16 protein-coding genes and 1 riboswitch are annotated in these 17,428 nt (G+C 66.3%); of the genes, 4 read left to right on the forward strand and 12 right to left on the reverse strand.

Annotated elements, in window-relative coordinates; all coding sequences use genetic code 11:
* Positions 1-125: 125 nt before the first annotated feature.
* From lnt to DVS29_RS13345, 7 genes are all read right to left on the reverse strand, one after another.
* Positions 126-1,844 (reverse strand): apolipoprotein N-acyltransferase, encoded by a 1,719-nt coding sequence (gene lnt, locus DVS29_RS13315; RefSeq protein WP_118180929.1) that lies wholly within the window; start codon positions 1,842-1,844, stop codon positions 126-128.
* Positions 1,845-1,875: 31 nt separating this feature from the next.
* The gene (locus tag DVS29_RS13320; RefSeq protein WP_118180930.1) at positions 1,876-2,769 is read right to left on the reverse strand and encodes an HlyC/CorC family transporter; all 894 of its coding nucleotides are present in this window, start codon (positions 2,767-2,769) and stop codon (positions 1,876-1,878) included.
* A 254-nt stretch (positions 2,770-3,023) separates the two neighbouring features.
* Positions 3,024-3,686, reverse strand: coding sequence for a gamma-glutamylcyclotransferase (locus DVS29_RS13325; protein ID WP_118181011.1), 663 nt, complete (start codon positions 3,684-3,686; stop codon positions 3,024-3,026).
* 103 nt (positions 3,687-3,789) lie between these two features.
* Positions 3,790-4,251, reverse strand: a complete 462-nt coding sequence (gene ybeY / locus DVS29_RS13330; RefSeq protein ID WP_118180931.1) for an rRNA maturation RNase YbeY — start codon at positions 4,249-4,251, stop codon at positions 3,790-3,792.
* 58 nt (positions 4,252-4,309) lie between these two features.
* Positions 4,310-5,371 (reverse strand): PhoH family protein, encoded by a 1,062-nt coding sequence (locus DVS29_RS13335; RefSeq protein ID WP_118180932.1) that lies wholly within the window; start codon positions 5,369-5,371, stop codon positions 4,310-4,312.
* 103 nt (positions 5,372-5,474) lie between these two features.
* The gene (miaB, locus tag DVS29_RS13340; protein ID WP_118180933.1) at positions 5,475-6,848 is read right to left on the reverse strand and encodes a tRNA (N6-isopentenyl adenosine(37)-C2)-methylthiotransferase MiaB; all 1,374 of its coding nucleotides are present in this window, start codon (positions 6,846-6,848) and stop codon (positions 5,475-5,477) included.
* A 199-nt stretch (positions 6,849-7,047) separates the two neighbouring features.
* Positions 7,048-7,995 (reverse strand): LysR family transcriptional regulator, encoded by a 948-nt coding sequence (locus DVS29_RS13345; RefSeq protein ID WP_205962446.1) that lies wholly within the window; start codon positions 7,993-7,995, stop codon positions 7,048-7,050.
* Between the two features lie 112 nt (positions 7,996-8,107).
* Between DVS29_RS13345 and DVS29_RS13350 the strand changes: the two genes are divergently transcribed.
* The 3 genes from DVS29_RS13350 (at position 8,108) to ribB (ending at position 11,376) form a co-directional block, all read left to right on the forward strand.
* The gene (locus DVS29_RS13350; protein ID WP_118180935.1) at positions 8,108-9,274 is read left to right on the forward strand and encodes an MFS transporter; all 1,167 of its coding nucleotides are present in this window, start codon (positions 8,108-8,110) and stop codon (positions 9,272-9,274) included.
* Between the two features lie 148 nt (positions 9,275-9,422).
* Positions 9,423-10,121, forward strand: coding sequence for a helix-turn-helix domain-containing protein (locus tag DVS29_RS13355; RefSeq protein WP_118181012.1), 699 nt, complete (start codon positions 9,423-9,425; stop codon positions 10,119-10,121).
* 119 nt (positions 10,122-10,240) lie between these two features.
* Positions 10,241-10,417: riboswitch (FMN riboswitch) on the forward strand.
* A gap of 215 nt (positions 10,418-10,632) precedes the next feature.
* A complete protein-coding gene (ribB, locus tag DVS29_RS13360; protein WP_420816103.1) occupies positions 10,633-11,376 on the forward strand; it encodes a 3,4-dihydroxy-2-butanone-4-phosphate synthase in 744 nt (247 codons plus the stop codon).
* Positions 11,377-11,511: 135 nt separating this feature from the next.
* Here the strand turns inward: ribB and DVS29_RS13365 are convergent, their stop codons facing one another.
* The 4 genes from DVS29_RS13365 to glpD form a co-directional block, all read right to left on the reverse strand.
* Positions 11,512-12,198, reverse strand: coding sequence for an HAD family hydrolase (locus tag DVS29_RS13365; RefSeq protein WP_118180937.1), 687 nt, complete (start codon positions 12,196-12,198; stop codon positions 11,512-11,514).
* A gap of 184 nt (positions 12,199-12,382) precedes the next feature.
* Complete coding sequence (locus tag DVS29_RS13370; RefSeq protein WP_118180938.1) at positions 12,383-13,090, reverse strand: MIP/aquaporin family protein; 708 nt, start codon at positions 13,088-13,090, stop codon at positions 12,383-12,385.
* A 134-nt stretch (positions 13,091-13,224) separates the two neighbouring features.
* On the reverse strand, positions 13,225-14,727 hold the full coding sequence (gene glpK / locus DVS29_RS13375) for a glycerol kinase GlpK (protein ID WP_118180939.1): 1,503 nt from the start codon (positions 14,725-14,727) through the stop codon (positions 13,225-13,227).
* 195 nt (positions 14,728-14,922) lie between these two features.
* On the reverse strand, positions 14,923-16,458 hold the full coding sequence (gene glpD, locus DVS29_RS13380; protein WP_118180940.1) for a glycerol-3-phosphate dehydrogenase: 1,536 nt from the start codon (positions 16,456-16,458) through the stop codon (positions 14,923-14,925).
* Positions 16,459-16,722: 264 nt separating this feature from the next.
* Here glpD and DVS29_RS13385 point away from each other — a divergent pair, with 264 nt between their 5' ends.
* Positions 16,723-17,121 (forward strand): hypothetical protein, encoded by a 399-nt coding sequence (locus DVS29_RS13385; RefSeq protein ID WP_240655575.1) that lies wholly within the window; start codon positions 16,723-16,725, stop codon positions 17,119-17,121.
* A gap of 107 nt (positions 17,122-17,228) precedes the next feature.
* On the opposite strand, the gene DVS29_RS13390 is transcribed toward DVS29_RS13385, so the two are convergent.
* Entirely contained in the window at positions 17,229-17,426 is a 198-nt protein-coding gene (locus tag DVS29_RS13390) for a hypothetical protein (RefSeq protein WP_118180942.1), read from the reverse strand.
* Positions 17,427-17,428: the final 2 nt, after the last annotated feature.

The raw sequence follows: 17,428 nt of genomic DNA on the forward strand, positions 1-17,428 counted from the left end.
TGGAGCAGACAGCTGCTAAACCGATGATTTTAGCGGAAAGGGCGGGCGGCGACGCTTTTTTGCCGCCGTGCGCGATGCGGCCGCAAACGGATGCGGAGCCACGCGCGGCGACCCCGCTCCGACCGTTATGCCTGACCGTTCCTGCGGCGCAATCCCGGTCCGAACGCGAAACCGAACGCCAGCAGCAGCACCGACACGGCGAGCACCGTGTTGTTGCCGGCGCTCACGTATGGCGTGCGTCCCGTCATGCCCTGCACGTGCGCTTCGATCGAGCCGATCGTGAACGGCGGCATGCGCGCGATCACGTTGCCGTGCGCATCGATCGCGGCGGTGGTGCCGGTGTTGGTGGCGCGCAGCATCGGGCGGCCGGTTTCGAGCGTACGCATCCGCGCGATCTGCAGATGCTGGTCCAGTGCGATCGTGTTGCCGAACCAGGCCAGGTTCGTCGAATTGACGAGCACGCCGGGCGGCGTGTCCGTGTCGCGGATCGACGCCGCGATCTCTTCGCCGAAGATGTCCTCGTAGCAGATGTCGACGGCGACCGCCTGGTTGTGCACGAAGAACGGCTTCTGCACGACCGCGCCGCGCGCGAAATCGCCGAGCGGAATTTTCATCAGGTCGACGAACCAGCGGAAGCCGTACGGCACGAACTCGCCGAACGGCACCAGATGATGTTTGTCGTAGCGGTACAGCGTGCCGCTGTTCGGCGTGATGCCGAACAGGCTGTTCGTGTAGTTCACGACGCGGCCCTCCGGCGTGACGTCGCCGCCGATCGCGCCGAACAGGATCGACGTACCGGTGCTATCCGAGAACTGCCGGATCGCCTGCGCGAACGACGGCGGCACCGCCTGCACGAGTACCGGAATCGCGGTCTCGGGCGTGACGACGAGGTCGGCGCGCCGTTCGGTGATCATCCGCTGATATTCGTCGATCGCGGCGATCACGCCGGCTTCCTCGAACTTCATGTCCTGCTTCACGTTGCCCTGCAGGAGGCGCACCGTGAGCGGCGCATTCGCGGGCACGGTCCATTGCACGAGCGGCAGCAGGAGACCCGCGACGATCAGCGCAACCGCCACGAGCGCGGGCGCCAGTGCGCGGGCGGTTTCACTGCGTGTTGAGTTTGCTTTCGCTTTCGAACCGTTGTTGCCAGCGCCGTTGCCTGAGCCTCGAGCCGCACGCGCATGCAGCAGCGCCTGCACGATCAGCGCGGCGACGAGCGCGAGCATCCAGCCGACGCCATACACGCCCGCGATCGGCGCGAAGCCGGCGAGCGGCCCGTCGACCTGCGCATAGCCGCTCGACAGCCACGGAAAGCCGGTGAACACGTAGCCGCGCAGCCATTCGCCGATCGCCCACGCGCTCGCGAACGCGAACGCGCCGTGCCACGTCGGCGCGAACGGAAGCTGCGGACGCGGGTCCGCGCGGCCGTTGCTCGCGTGCCCCGCGCAGAACGACCAGACACCGGCGGCCAGGCCCGGATAGATCGCGAGGTACAACGAGAACAGCACGAGCGCCGCACCCGCGAGCGGCGCCGCCATGCCGCCGTAGTCGTGCATGCTGACGTACAGCCACCAGACGCCCGTCACGAGATTGCCGAAGCCGAAGCCGAAGCCGGTGAGCGCCGCGCTTTTCCAGCCGGTGGTGCGGGTGAGCCACAGGTAGAAGAACGCGAAGATCGCGATTTCGAGCCAGCCGCCGTGCGGCGTCGGCGCGAAAGAAAGCGTATTGGCCGCTCCCGCCGCGACCGCGACGAGATAGTGCCAGCGGGGCAGCGCGCGGCCGCCTTCTGCGGCGGCGGACGACGTCACGCCGGGGCGCAGACGGGAGGAGATCGGGTCGGCCATGCGTGATGCGGGAAAAGAATAGACGGGTGGATCAGGTGCCGACGTGCTGCGCTTCGCGTTCGCGCTGACCCGCGAGCGGGTCGCGGCGCACGAGCAGCATATGGATCTGGCGGGCGTCGGCGCGCAGCACTTCGAAAATCAGGTCGTCGATGCGCACTTTCTCGCCGCGATGCGGCACGCGCCCGAAATGATGGGTGACGAGTCCGCCGATCGTATCGACTTCCTCGTCGGAGTACTGCGTGTTGAAAGATTCGTTGAACTGCTCGATTTCCGTCAGTGCGCGGACGCGGTAACGGCCGTCCGGCGACGGGATGATGTTGCCGCTTTCCTCGTCGAAATCGTATTCGTCTTCAATGTCGCCGACGATCTGTTCCAGCACGTCTTCGATGGTAATCAGGCCCGCGACGCCGCCGTATTCGTCGACGACGATCGCGATGTGATTGCGGTTCATCCGGAAGTCATGCAGCAGCACGTTGAGCCGCTTCGATTCGGGGATGAATACCGCGGGGCGCAGCATGCCGCGCACGTCGAACTCTTCTTCCGCGTAGAAGCGCAGCAGGTCTTTCGCGAGCAGCACGCCGATCACGTTGTCGCGATTGCCTTCGTACACCGGGTAGCGCGAGTGCGCCTTTTCCAGCACGAACGGCATGAAATCGTGCGGATTGTCCGCGATGTTGATCGCGTCCATCTGGGCGCGGGGAATCATGATGTCGCGCGCGCTGAGATCTGCGACCTGGAACACGCCTTCGATCATCGACAGCGAGTCCGCGTCGATCAGATTGCGCTCGTGCGCGTCTTGAAGGATTTCCAGCAGTTCGGCGCGCGAGTCGGGCTCGGGCGAGATGAGGTCGGTCAGTCGCTCGAGCAGAGAGCGCTTTTCCTGAGGCTTGTCGGTGTGTCGTCGACTGGGATAGGCGTCGTTCATAGTGTGGCGCCCGTCCAGTCTGGGCGCGCTGTTGCAGGAAGTTAAGGATACACCACGCTCATGGCAGGACCATGTCCCGCCGGCTCAGGCCAAACGGACGATGCGCGGCGCGCGGTGGCGCGTCGGTGTTACCGGGGTTGCGTCGGGTCTGCGTCGGGGATGCCTGAGTCCCCATGCTAGCGCAGATCGGCCGCGCGGCGCAGGTACGTCAAAAAAGGGGCGGGTGACGGCACGCTCGTTCGCGGGAAGCGAAATTACCGCGCCTGCCGCCGGCACCGCGCCAGCAGCGCTTCCAGCGCACGGTCGGGCATGCCGCTGTCGCGCAGCGCTTCGACGGTGCGGCTCACGTAGTCGAGCGTCGTGCCGTAGCGGCCGGTCGCGCAGCCGAACACCGTCTGCACGGTGAGGTCGGACAGCTTGCCGGTGTAGGTCGGCACGTCGCGACGCATCACGAACGCGAGCGCGGCCACGCGGCGGCCGTCGGCGAGCGAACAGGGCAACCACATCGGCCGGTACGAGCCCATCGCCATCTCGCGGCGCCACAGCGTGACGAGATGCGGCATCGCGCCCTCGGCCGCGAGCCGGAACGCGATGCCGCTGCACGAGCCGCCGCGGTCCAGCGCGAGCACGAGCCCAGGCTGCTCGGGTGTGCCGCGGTTCACGCGCGACCACAGATACAGCCCGCGGTGATAACCATGCACCTTCGCGCGCACGCTTTCGGCGGTTGGCAGCCCGGGGTTCCAGATCAGCGAGCCATAACCGAAGAGCCACAGGTCGGACGCGCGGTCCCAGTTGCCGAGCGTGCACTCGAGCGATTCCGTGAGTTCGGCTTCGGTGAGGAGACGCGATTCGCCGAGCGAAGGCGGGTAGTTCGGGCAACGCGCGTCGACGGCGTTCAGCGCGTCGACGGCGTTCAGCGCATCGGCGGCGGCTTGCGCGCCGGCGGCGGAACTGGAGAGATCGGCGGGATCGGAAGTGTCGGACGGATCGCGGGCAGTCACGGTGTGCTCAAGACAGCAGCTACAGATACGGGTCAGGATACCCGAGCGAGGTCAGGACCTCGGTTTCGATCGACTCCATCTCCTCCGCTTCGTCTTCCTCTTCGTGATCGTAGCCTTGCGCATGCAGCGTGCCGTGCACGAGCAGATGCGCGTAGTGCGCGGCGAGCGGCTTGCCCTGCTCCGCGGCCTCTTTCTCGACGACCGGACAGCACAGGATCAGATCGCCCGCCACCGGGTCGTCCTCGGACTCGGCATACGCAAAGGTCAGCACGTTCGTCGCGTAATCCTTGCCGCGATAGGTGCGGTTCAGCGTGCGGCCTTCGTCGGCATCGACGAAGCGCACGGTGAGCTCCGCGTCTGCGAAGAGCGCGGCCTTGATCCAGCTGGCCACCGTCGCGCGCGGCAGAACGGCCTTGTGCGACGGGAAGGCCCTGGCTGCGGGGAACTGCACGGTCAGTTTGAGTTTGGGCGCGCGGGGCATGCAGGTTCGATTGTCGTGGCTGCGGGTGGCGGCTCGTGGTTGCGGAAGCGGGACGGCGTCAGGCCGCGCCCTTCGTGTCTTCCTGCTTCGCGTGCGCGTCGTAGGCCTCGACGATCCGCGCGACGAGCGGATGCCGCACCACGTCCGCGCTCGTGAAGCGCGTGAGCGCGATGCCGCGCACGTTGTGCAGCACCTGCTGCGCTTCGATCAGGCCGCTCTTGTTGCCGCGCGGCAGGTCGATCTGCGTGGTGTCGCCGGTGACGACCGCCTTCGAGCCGAAGCCGATGCGCGTGAGGAACATCTTCATCTGCTCGGGCGTCGTGTTCTGCGCCTCGTCGAGAATGATGAACGCGTGATTCAGCGTGCGGCCGCGCATGTACGCGAGCGGCGCGATCTCGATCATCTGGCGTTCGAACATCTTCGCAGTCTTGTCGAAGCCGAGCAGGTCGTACAGCGCGTCGTAGAGCGGCCGCAGGTACGGGTCGACCTTCTGCGCGAGATCGCCCGGCAGGAAGCCGAGCCGCTCGCCTGCTTCCACTGCCGGACGCGTTAGCACGATGCGCTTCACCTGGTCGCGTTCGAGCGCATCGACCGCGCACGCCACCGCGAGGTAGGTCTTTCCGGTGCCGGCCGGGCCGACGCCGAACGTCACGTCGTGCGAGACGATCTGCTTCAGGTATTCGCGCTGCGCCGGCGTGCGGCCGCGCAGATCGGCGCGGCGCGTGTAGAGCCGCGGGCCGGCCTCTTCGGCGTCTTCGCCGCTGACCGAAGCGGGTTCGTCGAACGGATGATCGGGGTCGCCGCGAAAGCGCGGGTCGAGTTCCTCGTCGCCGCCGTTCGTGGCCGCGGGGCTGCCCGGATGCCGCGCTTCGACGAGCGCGAGCTGGATGTCGTCGACGGACAGCGGTTCGCGGGCGCGGTTGTAGAAGTTCTCGAGCGCGGTCATCGCGACCTTGGCGCCTCGTCCGCGGATCGCGATGCGGTGGCCGCGGCGTTGCAGCGTGACGTCGAGCGCCTGCTCGATCTGCCGCAGGTTTTCGTCGAGCGGGCCGCAGAGGTTGGCAAGCCGCGCGTTGTCGTCGCGCGGCGCGTTGAATTCCAGTTGCTGGATGGGCTTCAAGGTGATCGAAAGCTCCTGTGTCGGCGCGATGGCCGTGTTGCCGTGAGCGGGTCAGCCGGACATCGGTAAATGGTGGCTGCGCGTCACGGCTTCAATCCCTGCGTCAGTGGGTGGTAACGGGGACGTCGTCGTGCGCGAGCACCAGTTCGCCGCGCAGCGAATGCGGATACGCGCGCACGATCTTCACGTCGACCATCTGGCCGGTCAGCCGTGCGTGCGACGCCGCCGGCGCCGGGAAATTGACCACCCGGTTGTTCTCGGTGCGACCCGCGAGTTCGTTCGGGTCCTTGCGCGCCGGCCGCTCGACGAGAATGCGCTCGACCTTGCCGACCATCGATTCGCTGATGCGCGCGACGTTTGCCTCGATCGTGGCCTGCAGGTGTTGCAGACGGTGCAGCTTCAGTTCGCGCGGCGTGTCGTCATGCAGGTTCGCCGCCGGCGTGCCAGGACGCGGGCTGTAGATGAACGAGAAGCTCGTGTCGTAGCTCATCTCGTGCACGAGCGCCATCGTCTTCTGGAAATCGTCTTCGGTTTCGCCCGGGAAGCCGACGATGATGTCGGTGGACAGCGACAGGTCCGGACGGATCGCTCGCAGCCGGCGGATCACCGACTTGTATTCGAGCACCGTGTAGCCGCGCTTCATCGCCATCAGGATGCGGTCCGAGCCGTGCTGCACCGGCAGATGCAGGTGGTTCACGAGCTTCGGCACCTTCGCGTAGGTGTCGATCAGGCGCTGCGTGAATTCCTTCGGATGCGACGTCGTATAGCGGATCCGCTCGATGCCGGGGATATCGGCGACGTATTCGATCAGCGTCGCGAAATCGGCGATTTCATGCGAGCCCGGCGCCACCATGCCGCGATACGCGTTCACGTTCTGTCCGAGCAGCGTGACTTCGCGCACGCCCTGGTCGGCGAGACCGGCAATCTCCGTCAACACGTCGTCGAGCGGGCGCGACACTTCCTCGCCGCGCGTGTACGGCACGACGCAGTAGCTGCAGTACTTGCTGCAGCCTTCCATGATCGACACGAACGCGCTCGGGCCATCGACTCGCGCCGGCGGCAGGTGGTCGAACTTCTCGATTTCCGGGAACGAGATGTCGACCTGCGGACGGCCGCTCGCGCGGCGCTGGTCGATCATCTGCGGCAGACGGTGCAGCGTCTGCGGACCAAACACCAGATCGACGTACGGCGCGCGCGAGACGATCGCCGCGCCCTCCTGGCTCGCGACACAGCCGCCGACGCCGATCAGCAGGTTCGGGTTCGCTTCCTTCAGCTCGCGCACGCGGCCTAGGTCGGAGAAGACCTTTTCCTGCGCCTTTTCGCGGACCGAACAGGTGTTGAACAGGATCACGTCCGCGTCTTCGGGCGTATCGGTCTTGACGAGGCCTTCCGCCGCGCCGAGTACGTCGACCATCTTGTCGGAGTCGTACTCGTTCATCTGGCAGCCGAAGGTCTTTACATAAACTTTCTTGGTCATCGAGATTCGCCGTTCGCGGTGGTTTATCCGGGGGCGTCGTTCAAAGGGTGAAAAGGGTGCGCGGCCATCTGGCAGGGCCCACTGCCGCGACTGCCAGTGCGCGCGATCGTGCGAGCGATTCCGGGCTCGACCGGTTCGCCGAGGCGCTGTGACTGACGTGGAGTGTAGTCCGGCATTATAGCCGGTCACGCCCCGCGCTTCATGCCGCGGACCGCTGCGGCGGCAAGCCCAGCAACGCTTCCAGTTCGTCCGACACCTGCGCGAACCGTGCGGCGAGAAAATCGAGCAGCACCCGCACGCGCGGGGCCATGAAGCGGTTGCGATGGTAGAGCGCGTGCAGCGGCGCGTCGGGGTAGCGCCAGTCGGTCAGGAGCGGCTTCAGCCCGTCGCAGCGCAGGTCCGCCTCGACGTCCCACATCGACTTCACCGCGATGCCGTAGCCGCGCAGCACCCACTCGCGGGCGACCGCGCCGTCGTTCGTGTCGCGCGCCGATTCCAGCGGCACCGTGTACACCTGCTCCTCGCTGCCGCGCGTGAAGCGCCAGTCGTTGATCGCGCCGGACGCCGTTACCAGCACGATGCAGTCGTGATCCGCCAGATCGCGCGGCTCCTTCGGCACGCCGCGGCGCGCGATGTAGTCGGGCGACGCGCACACCACCCGCGAGTTCGGCGCGAGCGGCCGCGCGACGAGCGAGCTGTCGGACGGCACGCCGAAGCGGATCGCGAGATCGATGTCGTCCTGCACGAGGTTCGACAGCGAATCGGACAGCACGAGTCCGAACGTGACGTCCGGGTATTGCTCGTTGAACTCGTCGAGCCAGTGCATCAGCAGGTTGCGGCCGAAATCCGACGTGGTCGAGATCCGTACCTTGCCGCGCACCGCCGTCTGGCCGGCCTGCACGGCGGCTTCGGCGTCCTCGAGTGCCTGCAGCGCCTGCTCGCAGCCCGCAAGGTAGAGCCGGCCTTCGTCGGTGAGGCGCAACTGGCGCGTGGTGCGCTCGAAGAGACGCGTCTTCAGCTGCGCTTCGAGCTTCGCGAGCCGCGCGCTCGCGGCCGCGGGCGTGAGACCGAGCCGTCGGCCCGCCGCGGACAGACCGCCTAGCCGCGCCGCTTCCACGAACAGCCGGATGTCGCCGAGGTTGTCCATCAATTATTCGATCATATTTGAAAATGCTTCAAATGCTACGCCAATTATCAAAATCGATCTGCAGGCCGACAATGCACGCGTTTACCCTGACTCCTTTCCGGAGAGCCGCATCATGCCTATCCCACTCCTCGCGCTGGCGATCAGCGCTTTCGCCATCGGCACCACCGAGTTCGTCATCATGGGCCTGTTGCCCGAGGTGGCGCGCGACCTGTCGGTGTCGATTCCGTCCGCCGGTCTGCTCGTCAGCGGCTATGCACTTGGCGTCGCAGTCGGCGCGCCGCTGCTCGCCGTGCTCACCGCACGCATGACGCGCAAGGGCGCGCTGCAACTGCTGATGGCGGTGTTCATCGTCGGCAACGTGCTGTGCGCGACGGCCGCGAGTTATTCGCTGCTGATGGTCGCGCGCGTCGTCACGTCGTTCGCGCATGGCTCGTTCTTCGGCATCGGCGCGGTGGTGGCGGCTTCGCTCGTGCTGCAGGAAAAGCGCGCTAGCGCGATCGCGCTGATGTTCACCGGCCTGACGCTCGCGACCGTGCTCGGCGTGCCGTTCGGCACCTTCATCGGCCAGCAGTTCGGCTGGCGCGTCGCGTTCTGGATCGTGTCCGGCTTCGGTGTGCTGTCGCTCGCGGGTATCACGGCGCTCGTGCCGAACCGTCACGATGCGGCGCCTGTTGGTCTGGGACATGAAGTGCGCGTGCTGCGGGATCCGCAGGTGTGGATCGCGCTCCTGATGACGGTGCTCGGCTTCGGCGGTGTGTTCGTCGTGTTCACCTACATCGCGCCGATTCTCGAGCAGGTGAGCGGTTTCTCGCCGCGCGGCGTGACGCTGATGCTGGTGGTGTTCGGCATCGGCCTGACAGTGGGCAATACGATCGGCGGCAAGCTCGCGGACCGCGCGCTGATGCCGTCGCTGATGGGCATTCTCGTCGTACTTTCGATCGTGATGGCGGTGTTCGCGCATACCGCGCACTCGACGGTGGCCGCGGCGATCACGGTGTTCGTGTGGGGCATCGCGGCATTCGCGACGGTGCCGCCGCTGCAGATGCGCGTGGTCGAGAAGGCAGCGGCCGCGCCGAATCTCGCGTCGACGCTCAACATCGGCGCGTTCAACGTCGGCAATGCGGGCGGCGCGTGGTTGGGCGGCCTCGCGATCGGTCATGGTTTCGGCTACGACGCGCTGCCGTATGTAGCTGCGGTGGTTGCGGTCGCCGCGCTGCTGCTGACGTGGCTCGCCGCGCGGATGGATGCGCCGGCGAGGATCGCGCAGCAGGCTTGCTGAGCGAGGCGTGCCAACGTCCTCTGCAATGCTGATAACAGTGTGACGATAACTTCGTTGGGACACGCGAAAGCCGATGCTAGTCTTGCTTCCACTCAACGCCAGCCGCTGGTTCATTGCAGCGCATCCGGCGGCGTTCCTGGAGGCCATCATGAATTCTCCGCTTGCGCTGGTTCGCGATGCGGTGACGGACGCGCACGACGGCGCTTCGGTTGCCGAAACGTTCGACGGGCTCGAACAGCTCGTCGGCGTGAATCTCGCGCGGCTGCGCGCCGAGCGCCAGCTGTCGCTCGATGCGCTGGCGCGGGCGTCCGGCGTATCGCGCGCCATGCTCGCGCAGATCGAGTCGGGTCGCAGCGTGCCGTCGATCAAGGTGCTGTGCAAGGTCGCGGCGGCTCTGAAGGTCTCGGTGGCGGCGTTTCTGAGGCGGCACGCACTGCAGGGTTTCGAACATCTGCCGGCGGACCGCGCGACGCGCGTCGTCAGCTCGAACGGACGCTATTCGGCGCGGCCGCTGTATCCAGAAGGCGAGGCGGCGACGGCCGAGTTCCATGAACTGCGCATCGCGCCGCTGCACACCGAAGCCGGCGTGCGGCGCGCGCCGGGCACGACGGTGAATCTCGTCGTGAGCGAAGGGACGCTCGAAGTGAGCGTGCACGACCAGCGGCAACTGCTTGCCACGGGCGACGCGATCCTGTTCGACGCCGACCAGCCGCACAGCCTGCGCAACCCCGGCGACACCGAGGCGCGCGCGTTTCGCGTGACGGTGAACGCCGAGACGCCGCCGCGCTGGGACGTGCCGGCCGCGGCCGCGGACGATCCGGCACGGCAGCGCCCGTCGCCGGTTTGAACGGGCATCGAGTGGACATACCCGTCATGTCGTAAACAGACAGCTTCAACGTGTCTTACCGCTCTGCAGGAATGGAGCGGCTGTTGTATCCTTCAGTCGCCGGTTGATTCCGGCAATCAGTGCGTCTTCAGGGCGGGGCGAAATTCCCCACCGGCGGTATGTCGTTGCGCAACCACGCAGCGGCGAGCCCGCGAGCGCCCGCAGTCGTGCGTCCGGCAGCATCGGACGGTGCGGGGTCAGCAGATCTGGTGCGAAGCCAGAGCCGACGGTCATAGTCCGGATGGAAGAAGATGTGCAGATGGTCATGACCGTCCGGTCTGGCCGCGTCGCCTGCTGCTTTTGCATCCGGCGTGCGGCCCGCGGGCGCGCTGCGGATTGTCCGTTGCGAGCGTTCGTCGTGCCTCGTCGAAGGCATGCGCGTTATCGTGGCGGCAGGGTTGCGGCGTCGGTTCCTGTCTATTTGCAATGCCCTGAAACGTTTTTCGCCCAACTTCCGCGAGGAGCGTTTCACATGTCTTTGTCTGCTGCTGTGTCTCATCACGCCACCATGGCGTCTCCGGCTTCCGCATCCGTTGACGATGCATTCGCTGACCTTCCGCTGCTTGCCACCGAAGCCATTCCGCCGCGCATCGCCGCTGCACTCGAAGCGCTGCGCGACGGGCGCCCCGTCGTGCTGCAGGATGACCACGACCGCGAGAACGAAGCCGATCTCGTGATCGCCGCCGAACGCATGAGCGTCGAGACGATGGCGCTTTTCATCCGCGAATGCAGCGGCATCGTGTGCCTGTGCCTGCCGGACGAGACGGTCCGAAAGCTCGAGTTGCCGCAGATGGTCTCGCGCAACGAGAGCCGCAACGGCACCGCGTTCACCGTATCGATCGAGGCGCGCGAAGGTGTGTCGACCGGCGTGTCCGCCGCGGACCGCCTGACGACGATCCGCGCCGCGATCGCCGACGACGCGAAACCTGCGGACATCGTGAGCCCTGGCCACGTGTTTCCGCTGCGCGCGTCGCGCGGTGGCGTGCTCGCGCGGCGCGGCCACACCGAAGGCACGGTCGATCTCGCGATTCTCGCGGGCCTGAAGCCGGCCGGCGTGCTGTGCGAGCTGATGAACGAGGACGGCACGATGACGCGTGGCGCGGATGTCGAGCGCTTCGCGGCGAAACACAATCTGCCGATGCTGACGATCGCGGAACTGGCGGAGTTTCGCGCGGCGCTGGCAGCCGTGCGCGAGTGTGTTGCTGAAGAGGCGTGAGGTGGGATAGAGCCTGAGCGGCGACGCAAAGAGCGCGAAGCTCAGGTTTCAAGCTTCACGTTCAGGCACGCGATCCGCGCCGCGATGAAGCGGCGTGGATCGCGCTTGCGCAAATCTGGCGGCCAGCTTGAAACCTCAAGACTGCACGTCGCCGAACTCGCCGCGCATGGCCGCGTCGATCAAACCGGGCAGCTCGTCCATGTGCGACATCACGCGCGTCATGCCCATCTTGCGCAGCACGTCCGCGTAGCCATCGGGGATGTGGCTTGCGCCGACGAACGCGATCGTCTTCATGCCGGCCGCGCGTGCCGCATTCAATCCGGCGATGCTGTCTTCCACCACGACACAACGCGTCGGATCGACGCCGAGCTGATGCGCCGCGAACAGATAGACGTCCGGGTAGGGCTTCGGCCGCTCGACCTGCTCCGCGCTGAACACGCGTTCGCCGAAAATCTCGGTGAGCCCCGCGCGCCGCACCGATGCGTGCACGCGGTTGAGCCGGCTGTTCGACACCACCGCGACGGGCAGCGGCAGCTGCTGCAGCGCATTGCGCACGCCCGCGATCGGACTTAGAGACGTGGACAACGCATGCTCGACGTTGTGTTCGACCGTTTCAAGAAAATTCGCGGGTAGCCGGATGTCGAATTCGCTTTCGACGCTCGCGAGAAATCGCGACGTCTGCTGCCCGAACGCGGTTTTCACGACGGGTTCGAAGTCGATACCGGGGAACGTGACAGTGAGCGTTTCGAACAGGACGCGGTCGGCGATGACTTCGCTGTCGACGAGGACGCCGTCGCAGTCACAGATGAGGTGGTCGATCATGCAGGGAAGCGCGAAGCGGAGATGAATCGCGAAACGCGGAAAAGCGTCATCATACTCCGCCGCGGTAGTAGGGCAGCGTTGCTGCCCCGCGCGTCCGCTTCAACCGGCGGCTAGCGGCAAAAGGGGCAAAGCGGCAAAGGGCTCACCTTCCACGTGGCCCCGTACCGCCAGCCACACGCGTCGGTCAATGCACGTGCAGATACAGCAGCGACGCGACCGACCCGCCCGCAATCGGGCCCGCCACCGGAATCCACGCGTAGCGCCAGTCGCTGTCGCGCTTGTTCGGGATCGGCAGCAGCGCGTGCATCAGGCGCGGCGACAGGTCGCGCGCCGGGCTCATCGCGTAGCCCGTCGGGCCGCCGAGCGAAATGCCGATGCCGAGCACGAGCAGCCCGACCGGCAATGCATCGAGCGCGCCGAGACCCACCTGCGGCGACGCGAGATACAGCACGCCGAGAATCAGCACGAACGTCGCGATCATCTCCGTCAGGAAGTTGTGCGGCACGCTGCGAATTGCGGGCGCGGTGCAGAACACGCCGAGTTTGATGTCGGCGTCCGTCTCTTTCGCGAAGTGCTGGCGGTAGGCCATCCACACGAGCAGCGCGCCCGCCATGCCGCCAAGCATCTGCGCGGCGATGTAGCCCGGCACCTTGCTCCACGCGAACTTGCCTGCGAGCGCGAGGCTCAGCGTGACGACCGGATTCAGATGCGCGCCGCTGAACGACGCGGTGATGTAGACGGCCACGAAGACGGCCATCGCCCAGCCCATCACGATGACGATCAGATCGGCGCCCTTGCCCTTGGTGCGCGCGAGCAGCACGTTCGCGACGGCGCCGTCGCCGAGCAGCACGAGCATCGCCGTGCCGACGAATTCAGCAATATAAGGTGACATGATCAGCTCTCTTGACTATTTTTTCAGCTTGCCGCCACGTCGAACGGCCGCCCTCGGAGGCGGTTCTGGATCGTTCGACGGGTAGCGCCTGTAGAGTCTCGATACCCCTGATCGAGCGGGATGAAACGGCGCTGTCAGTGCGTGTCGTCGGCCCAGGCCTTCGCGGCGCGTACCGCGCGTTGCCAGCCGGCGAGGCAGGTGGTCACGGCGCTGGCCTGCATCGACGGCGAGAAGCGCTGGTCGAGCGCCCACTGGTTCTGCAGCTCGCCGACGTCCTTCCAGTAGCCCACCGCGAGACCGGCCAGATACGCCGCGCCGAGCGCCGTCGTTTCGCTGACCTTCGGGCGCACCGCATCCACGCCGAGAATGTCGGCCTGGAACTGCATCAGCAGGTTGTTCGCGGTCGCGCCGCCGTCCACGCGCAGCTCGCCGATCTTGATGCCCGAATCCGCTTCCATGGCTTTCAGCACGTCAAGCGACTGATACGCGATCGAATCGAGCGCCGCGCGGGCGATGTGCGCGTCGGTCGTGCCGCGCGTGACGCCGAACAGCGTGCCGCGTGCGCGCGCATTCCAGTGCGGCGCGCCGAGACCGGCGAACGCGGGCACCAGATACACGCCGTCGCTATGCTCGACACTGCGCGCGAGCTTCTCGATCTCGGGCGCGCTCTTGATGATGCCGAGGCCGTCGCGCAGCCACTGCACGACCGCGCCCGCGATGAAGATGCTGCCTTCGAGCGCATAGGTCGTCTTGCCGCCGATCTGCCACGCGATCGTCGTGACGAGGTTGTTCTCCGATTCGATCGGCTTGTCGCCCGTGTTCATCACGAGGAAGCAGCCGGTGCCGTAGGTGTTCTTCACCATGCCGCTTTGCGTCGCCATCTGGCCGAACAGCGCGGCGTGCTGGTCGCCCGCGATGCCGGCGAGCGGAATCTTCGACGCGAACACGGTGGTCTTCGTCGGCGCGACGACTTCGGACGACTGGCGCACTTCGGGCAGCATACTGCGCGGAATCTCGAGCACGTCGAGCAGCTCGTCGTCCCATTGCAGCGTGTGGATGTTGAAGAGCATCGTGCGCGACGCGTTGGTGACGTCGGTGGCGTGCACTTCGTGCTTCGTGAAATTCCACAGCAGCCAGCTGTCGACGGTGCCGAATGCGAGGCGGCCGTTGCGGGCCTTCTCGCGCGCGCCGTCGACGTTGTCGAGAATCCAGCGGATCTTGGTTGCTGAGAAGTATGAATCGATCGGCAGACCGGTCTTCGCGCGAACCCTCGCTTCGTGGCCTTGCGCCTTCAGCTTGTCGCAGAAATCCGCAGTGCGGCGGTCCTGCCAGACGATCGCGTTGTAGACGGGCTGACCGGTGTCGCGGTCCCAGACGATCGTCGTCTCTCGCTGGTTCGTGATGCCGATCGCGGCGATCGACGTGCCGTTGAGTCCTGCGTGCGTCACGCACTCGGCGGCGACGCCCGCCTGAGTCGACCAGATTTCCCAGGGGTCGTGTTCGACCCAGCCGGGCTGCGGATAGATCTGGCGGAACTCCTTCTGCGCGACGGAGCGGACGTTGCCGTCGTGGTCGAACAACATGGCACGCGAGCTGGTCGTGCCTTGATCGAGGGCGAGAATGTACTGATCCTGCATCTGTCTCTTCTCCATGTTGTTGTGGACGCCGGGGATGCCGGCGGAGGGTTGCCCGCTGGCCAGCCGGGGTGGTGCGATTCACTGGATGCTACCGGTGGCATTGGCCGCGAGGCGAGTCGCGGGAGATGCCGGAACCGCAGGCGAACAGATTTCGCCTTTTGGCGGTGGCGTAGTGCCACCGTACAGTGACGGTGTTTAGACCGTCGATACCGTTACGACGGGTTCGCGCGCGAGCCACGCATCGATCGCGTGCGAAACCGGTTCGAGCTGCGCGGGATCGATGTGCAGCCCGAGCTTCGAGCGGCGCCACAGCACGTCGCGCGCGCTCCGCGCCCATTCGACGTCGTGCAGATAGTGCAGCTCGGCTTCGAAGAGACCCGGCGCGAACTCGTGACCGAGATCCGCGAGCGAGCGCGCATCGCCGAGCAGCTTCTCGGCGCGCGTGCCGTAGGCGCGCGCATAGCGTCGCGCGACATCGGCCGGCAGCCACGTGTGACGCGCGGCGAACTGCTCGACGAAGCGCCCGAAGTTCGCGTTCGCGATGTCGCCACCGGGCAGCGGTACGCCGGCGGTCCACGATGGCGCGGACCGGCCGAGCGATTGCGTGAGCGTATCGACGGCTTCTTCGGCGAGCTTGCGGAACGTCGTGATCTTGCCGCCGAACACCGACAGCAGCGGCGCCTCGTTGGGCGGCGCATCGAGTTCGAGCTTGTAGTCGCGCGTGACCGCGGACGGGTTGTCCGCACCTTCCTCTTCTAGCAACGGCCGCACGCCCGAGTAGGTCCAGCGCACGTCGGCCGGCGAGATCTTGCGCTTGAAGTAACGGTTGATCGACTCGCACAGGTACTGCGTTTCGTCGGCGGCGATCGAAACCTGCGCGGGATCGTCGCGGTATTCGACGTCGGTCGTGCCGATCAGCGTGTAGTCGTGCTCGTACGGGATTGCGAAGATGATCCGCTTGTCCGGGTTCTGGAAGATGTACGCGTGGTCGTGTTCGAAGATGCGCGGCACCACGATGTGGCTGCCCTTCACGAGCCGCACGCTGTGCCGCGCGCCGCGGCCGAGCGCGCCGTGCAGCAGCTCGCCGACCCACGGGCCCGCCGCGTTCGCGATCGCGTTCGCGCGCACGTCGAGGGTCGAGCTGTCAGCGCGCTGCAGCTGAGCGTGCCACTGCTTGCCGGCGCGCACCGCGTTCACGAGCTTCGTGCGCGTCAGCACTGTCGCGCCGTGTTCGGTTGCGTCGAGTGCGTTCAGCACGACGAGCCGCGCATCGTCGACCCAGCCGTCCGAATAGACGAAGCCGCGCCGGATCGAGTCGATCAGCGGCTGGCCGGCCGGATGGCGGCGCATGTCGATGCCGCGCGAGCCCGGCAGCAGCTCGCGGCGCGCGAGATGATCGTAGAGGAACAGGCCGGCGCGGATCATCCACGCGGGGCGCAGGTCCGGCATATGCGGCATCACGAAGCGCAGCGGCCACATGATGTGCGGCGCCGCGCGCAACAGCGTTTCGCGCTCCTGCAGCGCCTTGCGCACCAGTCCGAACTCGCGGTACTCGAGATAGCGCAGGCCGCCATGGATCAGCTTGGTGCTCGACGACGACGTGTGCGCCGCGAGGTCGTCCTGCTCGCAGAGCAGCACCGACAGGCCGCGACCCGCGGCGTCGCGCGCGATGCCCGCGCCGTTGATCCCGCCACCGACGACGAGCAGATCGTAACTGGAGCCTTGCGTCACCTGCGGTGTCCTTTGCGCTGTGAAGTAAAGGGGAGCCAACGGGCCGCCGTTCTTCCGACGAAACCGCTGAACTTCGCGAAAAGCGATGTTATGCGAAACGAACACACCAAATGAACATCGCGTTTTCGTTTTCGAACTTTAGTGAACATATTCGAAAAAGTAAAGTTCGATCACGCGGGTTCTGAGCAGAACGGTGGCGCGATGGCGCGGCACGGACGATACTCGCGGCACGAGCTGGATCCGATTGGCAATCGAGGTGAGTTGATGAAGCGACTTTGGCGGGGACTCTGGGCAGGAATGGGTGTAGCGGGGGCAGTGCTCGTGGCCGGATGTGTCGGGCAGCCGACCAGCCTGAGCGGCGGGTTGGGCGCGCCGTCGTTCGCCCAGTTGCAGCAGATGTGCGACGGCACGGCAAAGAACTACGGCGAGGACTCGCGCGCGGTGTATTCGACGCTGCTCGATGCTTACGTGGCGCAGCGCCACCACCGGCTGTCGAAGGAGGAATACTGCGCGTTCCAGACGTCGATCGCGCAGCAGTACACGGCGCTCGGCGCAAGCGGCGACCCGAAGGCGCGCAGCGAGTGGGCGTCCTTCTTCAACGACCAGCGCGCGAAGGCGATCAGCTGGCGCGCGGACGTGGATCCGATGCTGCGGGGCGGTTGAAGATTCGCGGTTGAGCGTGTGTTAACGACAGACGGCGCGCCGAAGCGCGCCGTCTGAACGGATGGGTATCTTGCAGTCCGGCCGGTGAGCTGTGCCGGCCCGGATGATCAGGAGAAGCGCTTGATTGCGCGTAATGCCGATTGGCCGATCTCCGTCACGCTCCACTGTTCGAGTCCGGTGGCGAGCCGTTCGAGGTGAACCAGTTGCCGTTCCAGCAAGGCGTCCAGTTCGTCGCGTTCCATCTCTGCCTGGTCGGGCGCGTCCTTCACTAGCATCAGCGTGGCGAATTCGTGCGGACTCAGCATCG

The organism is Paraburkholderia phosphatilytica (assembly GCF_003443895.1).
GTDB lineage: Bacteria > Pseudomonadota > Gammaproteobacteria > Burkholderiales > Burkholderiaceae > Paraburkholderia > Paraburkholderia phosphatilytica.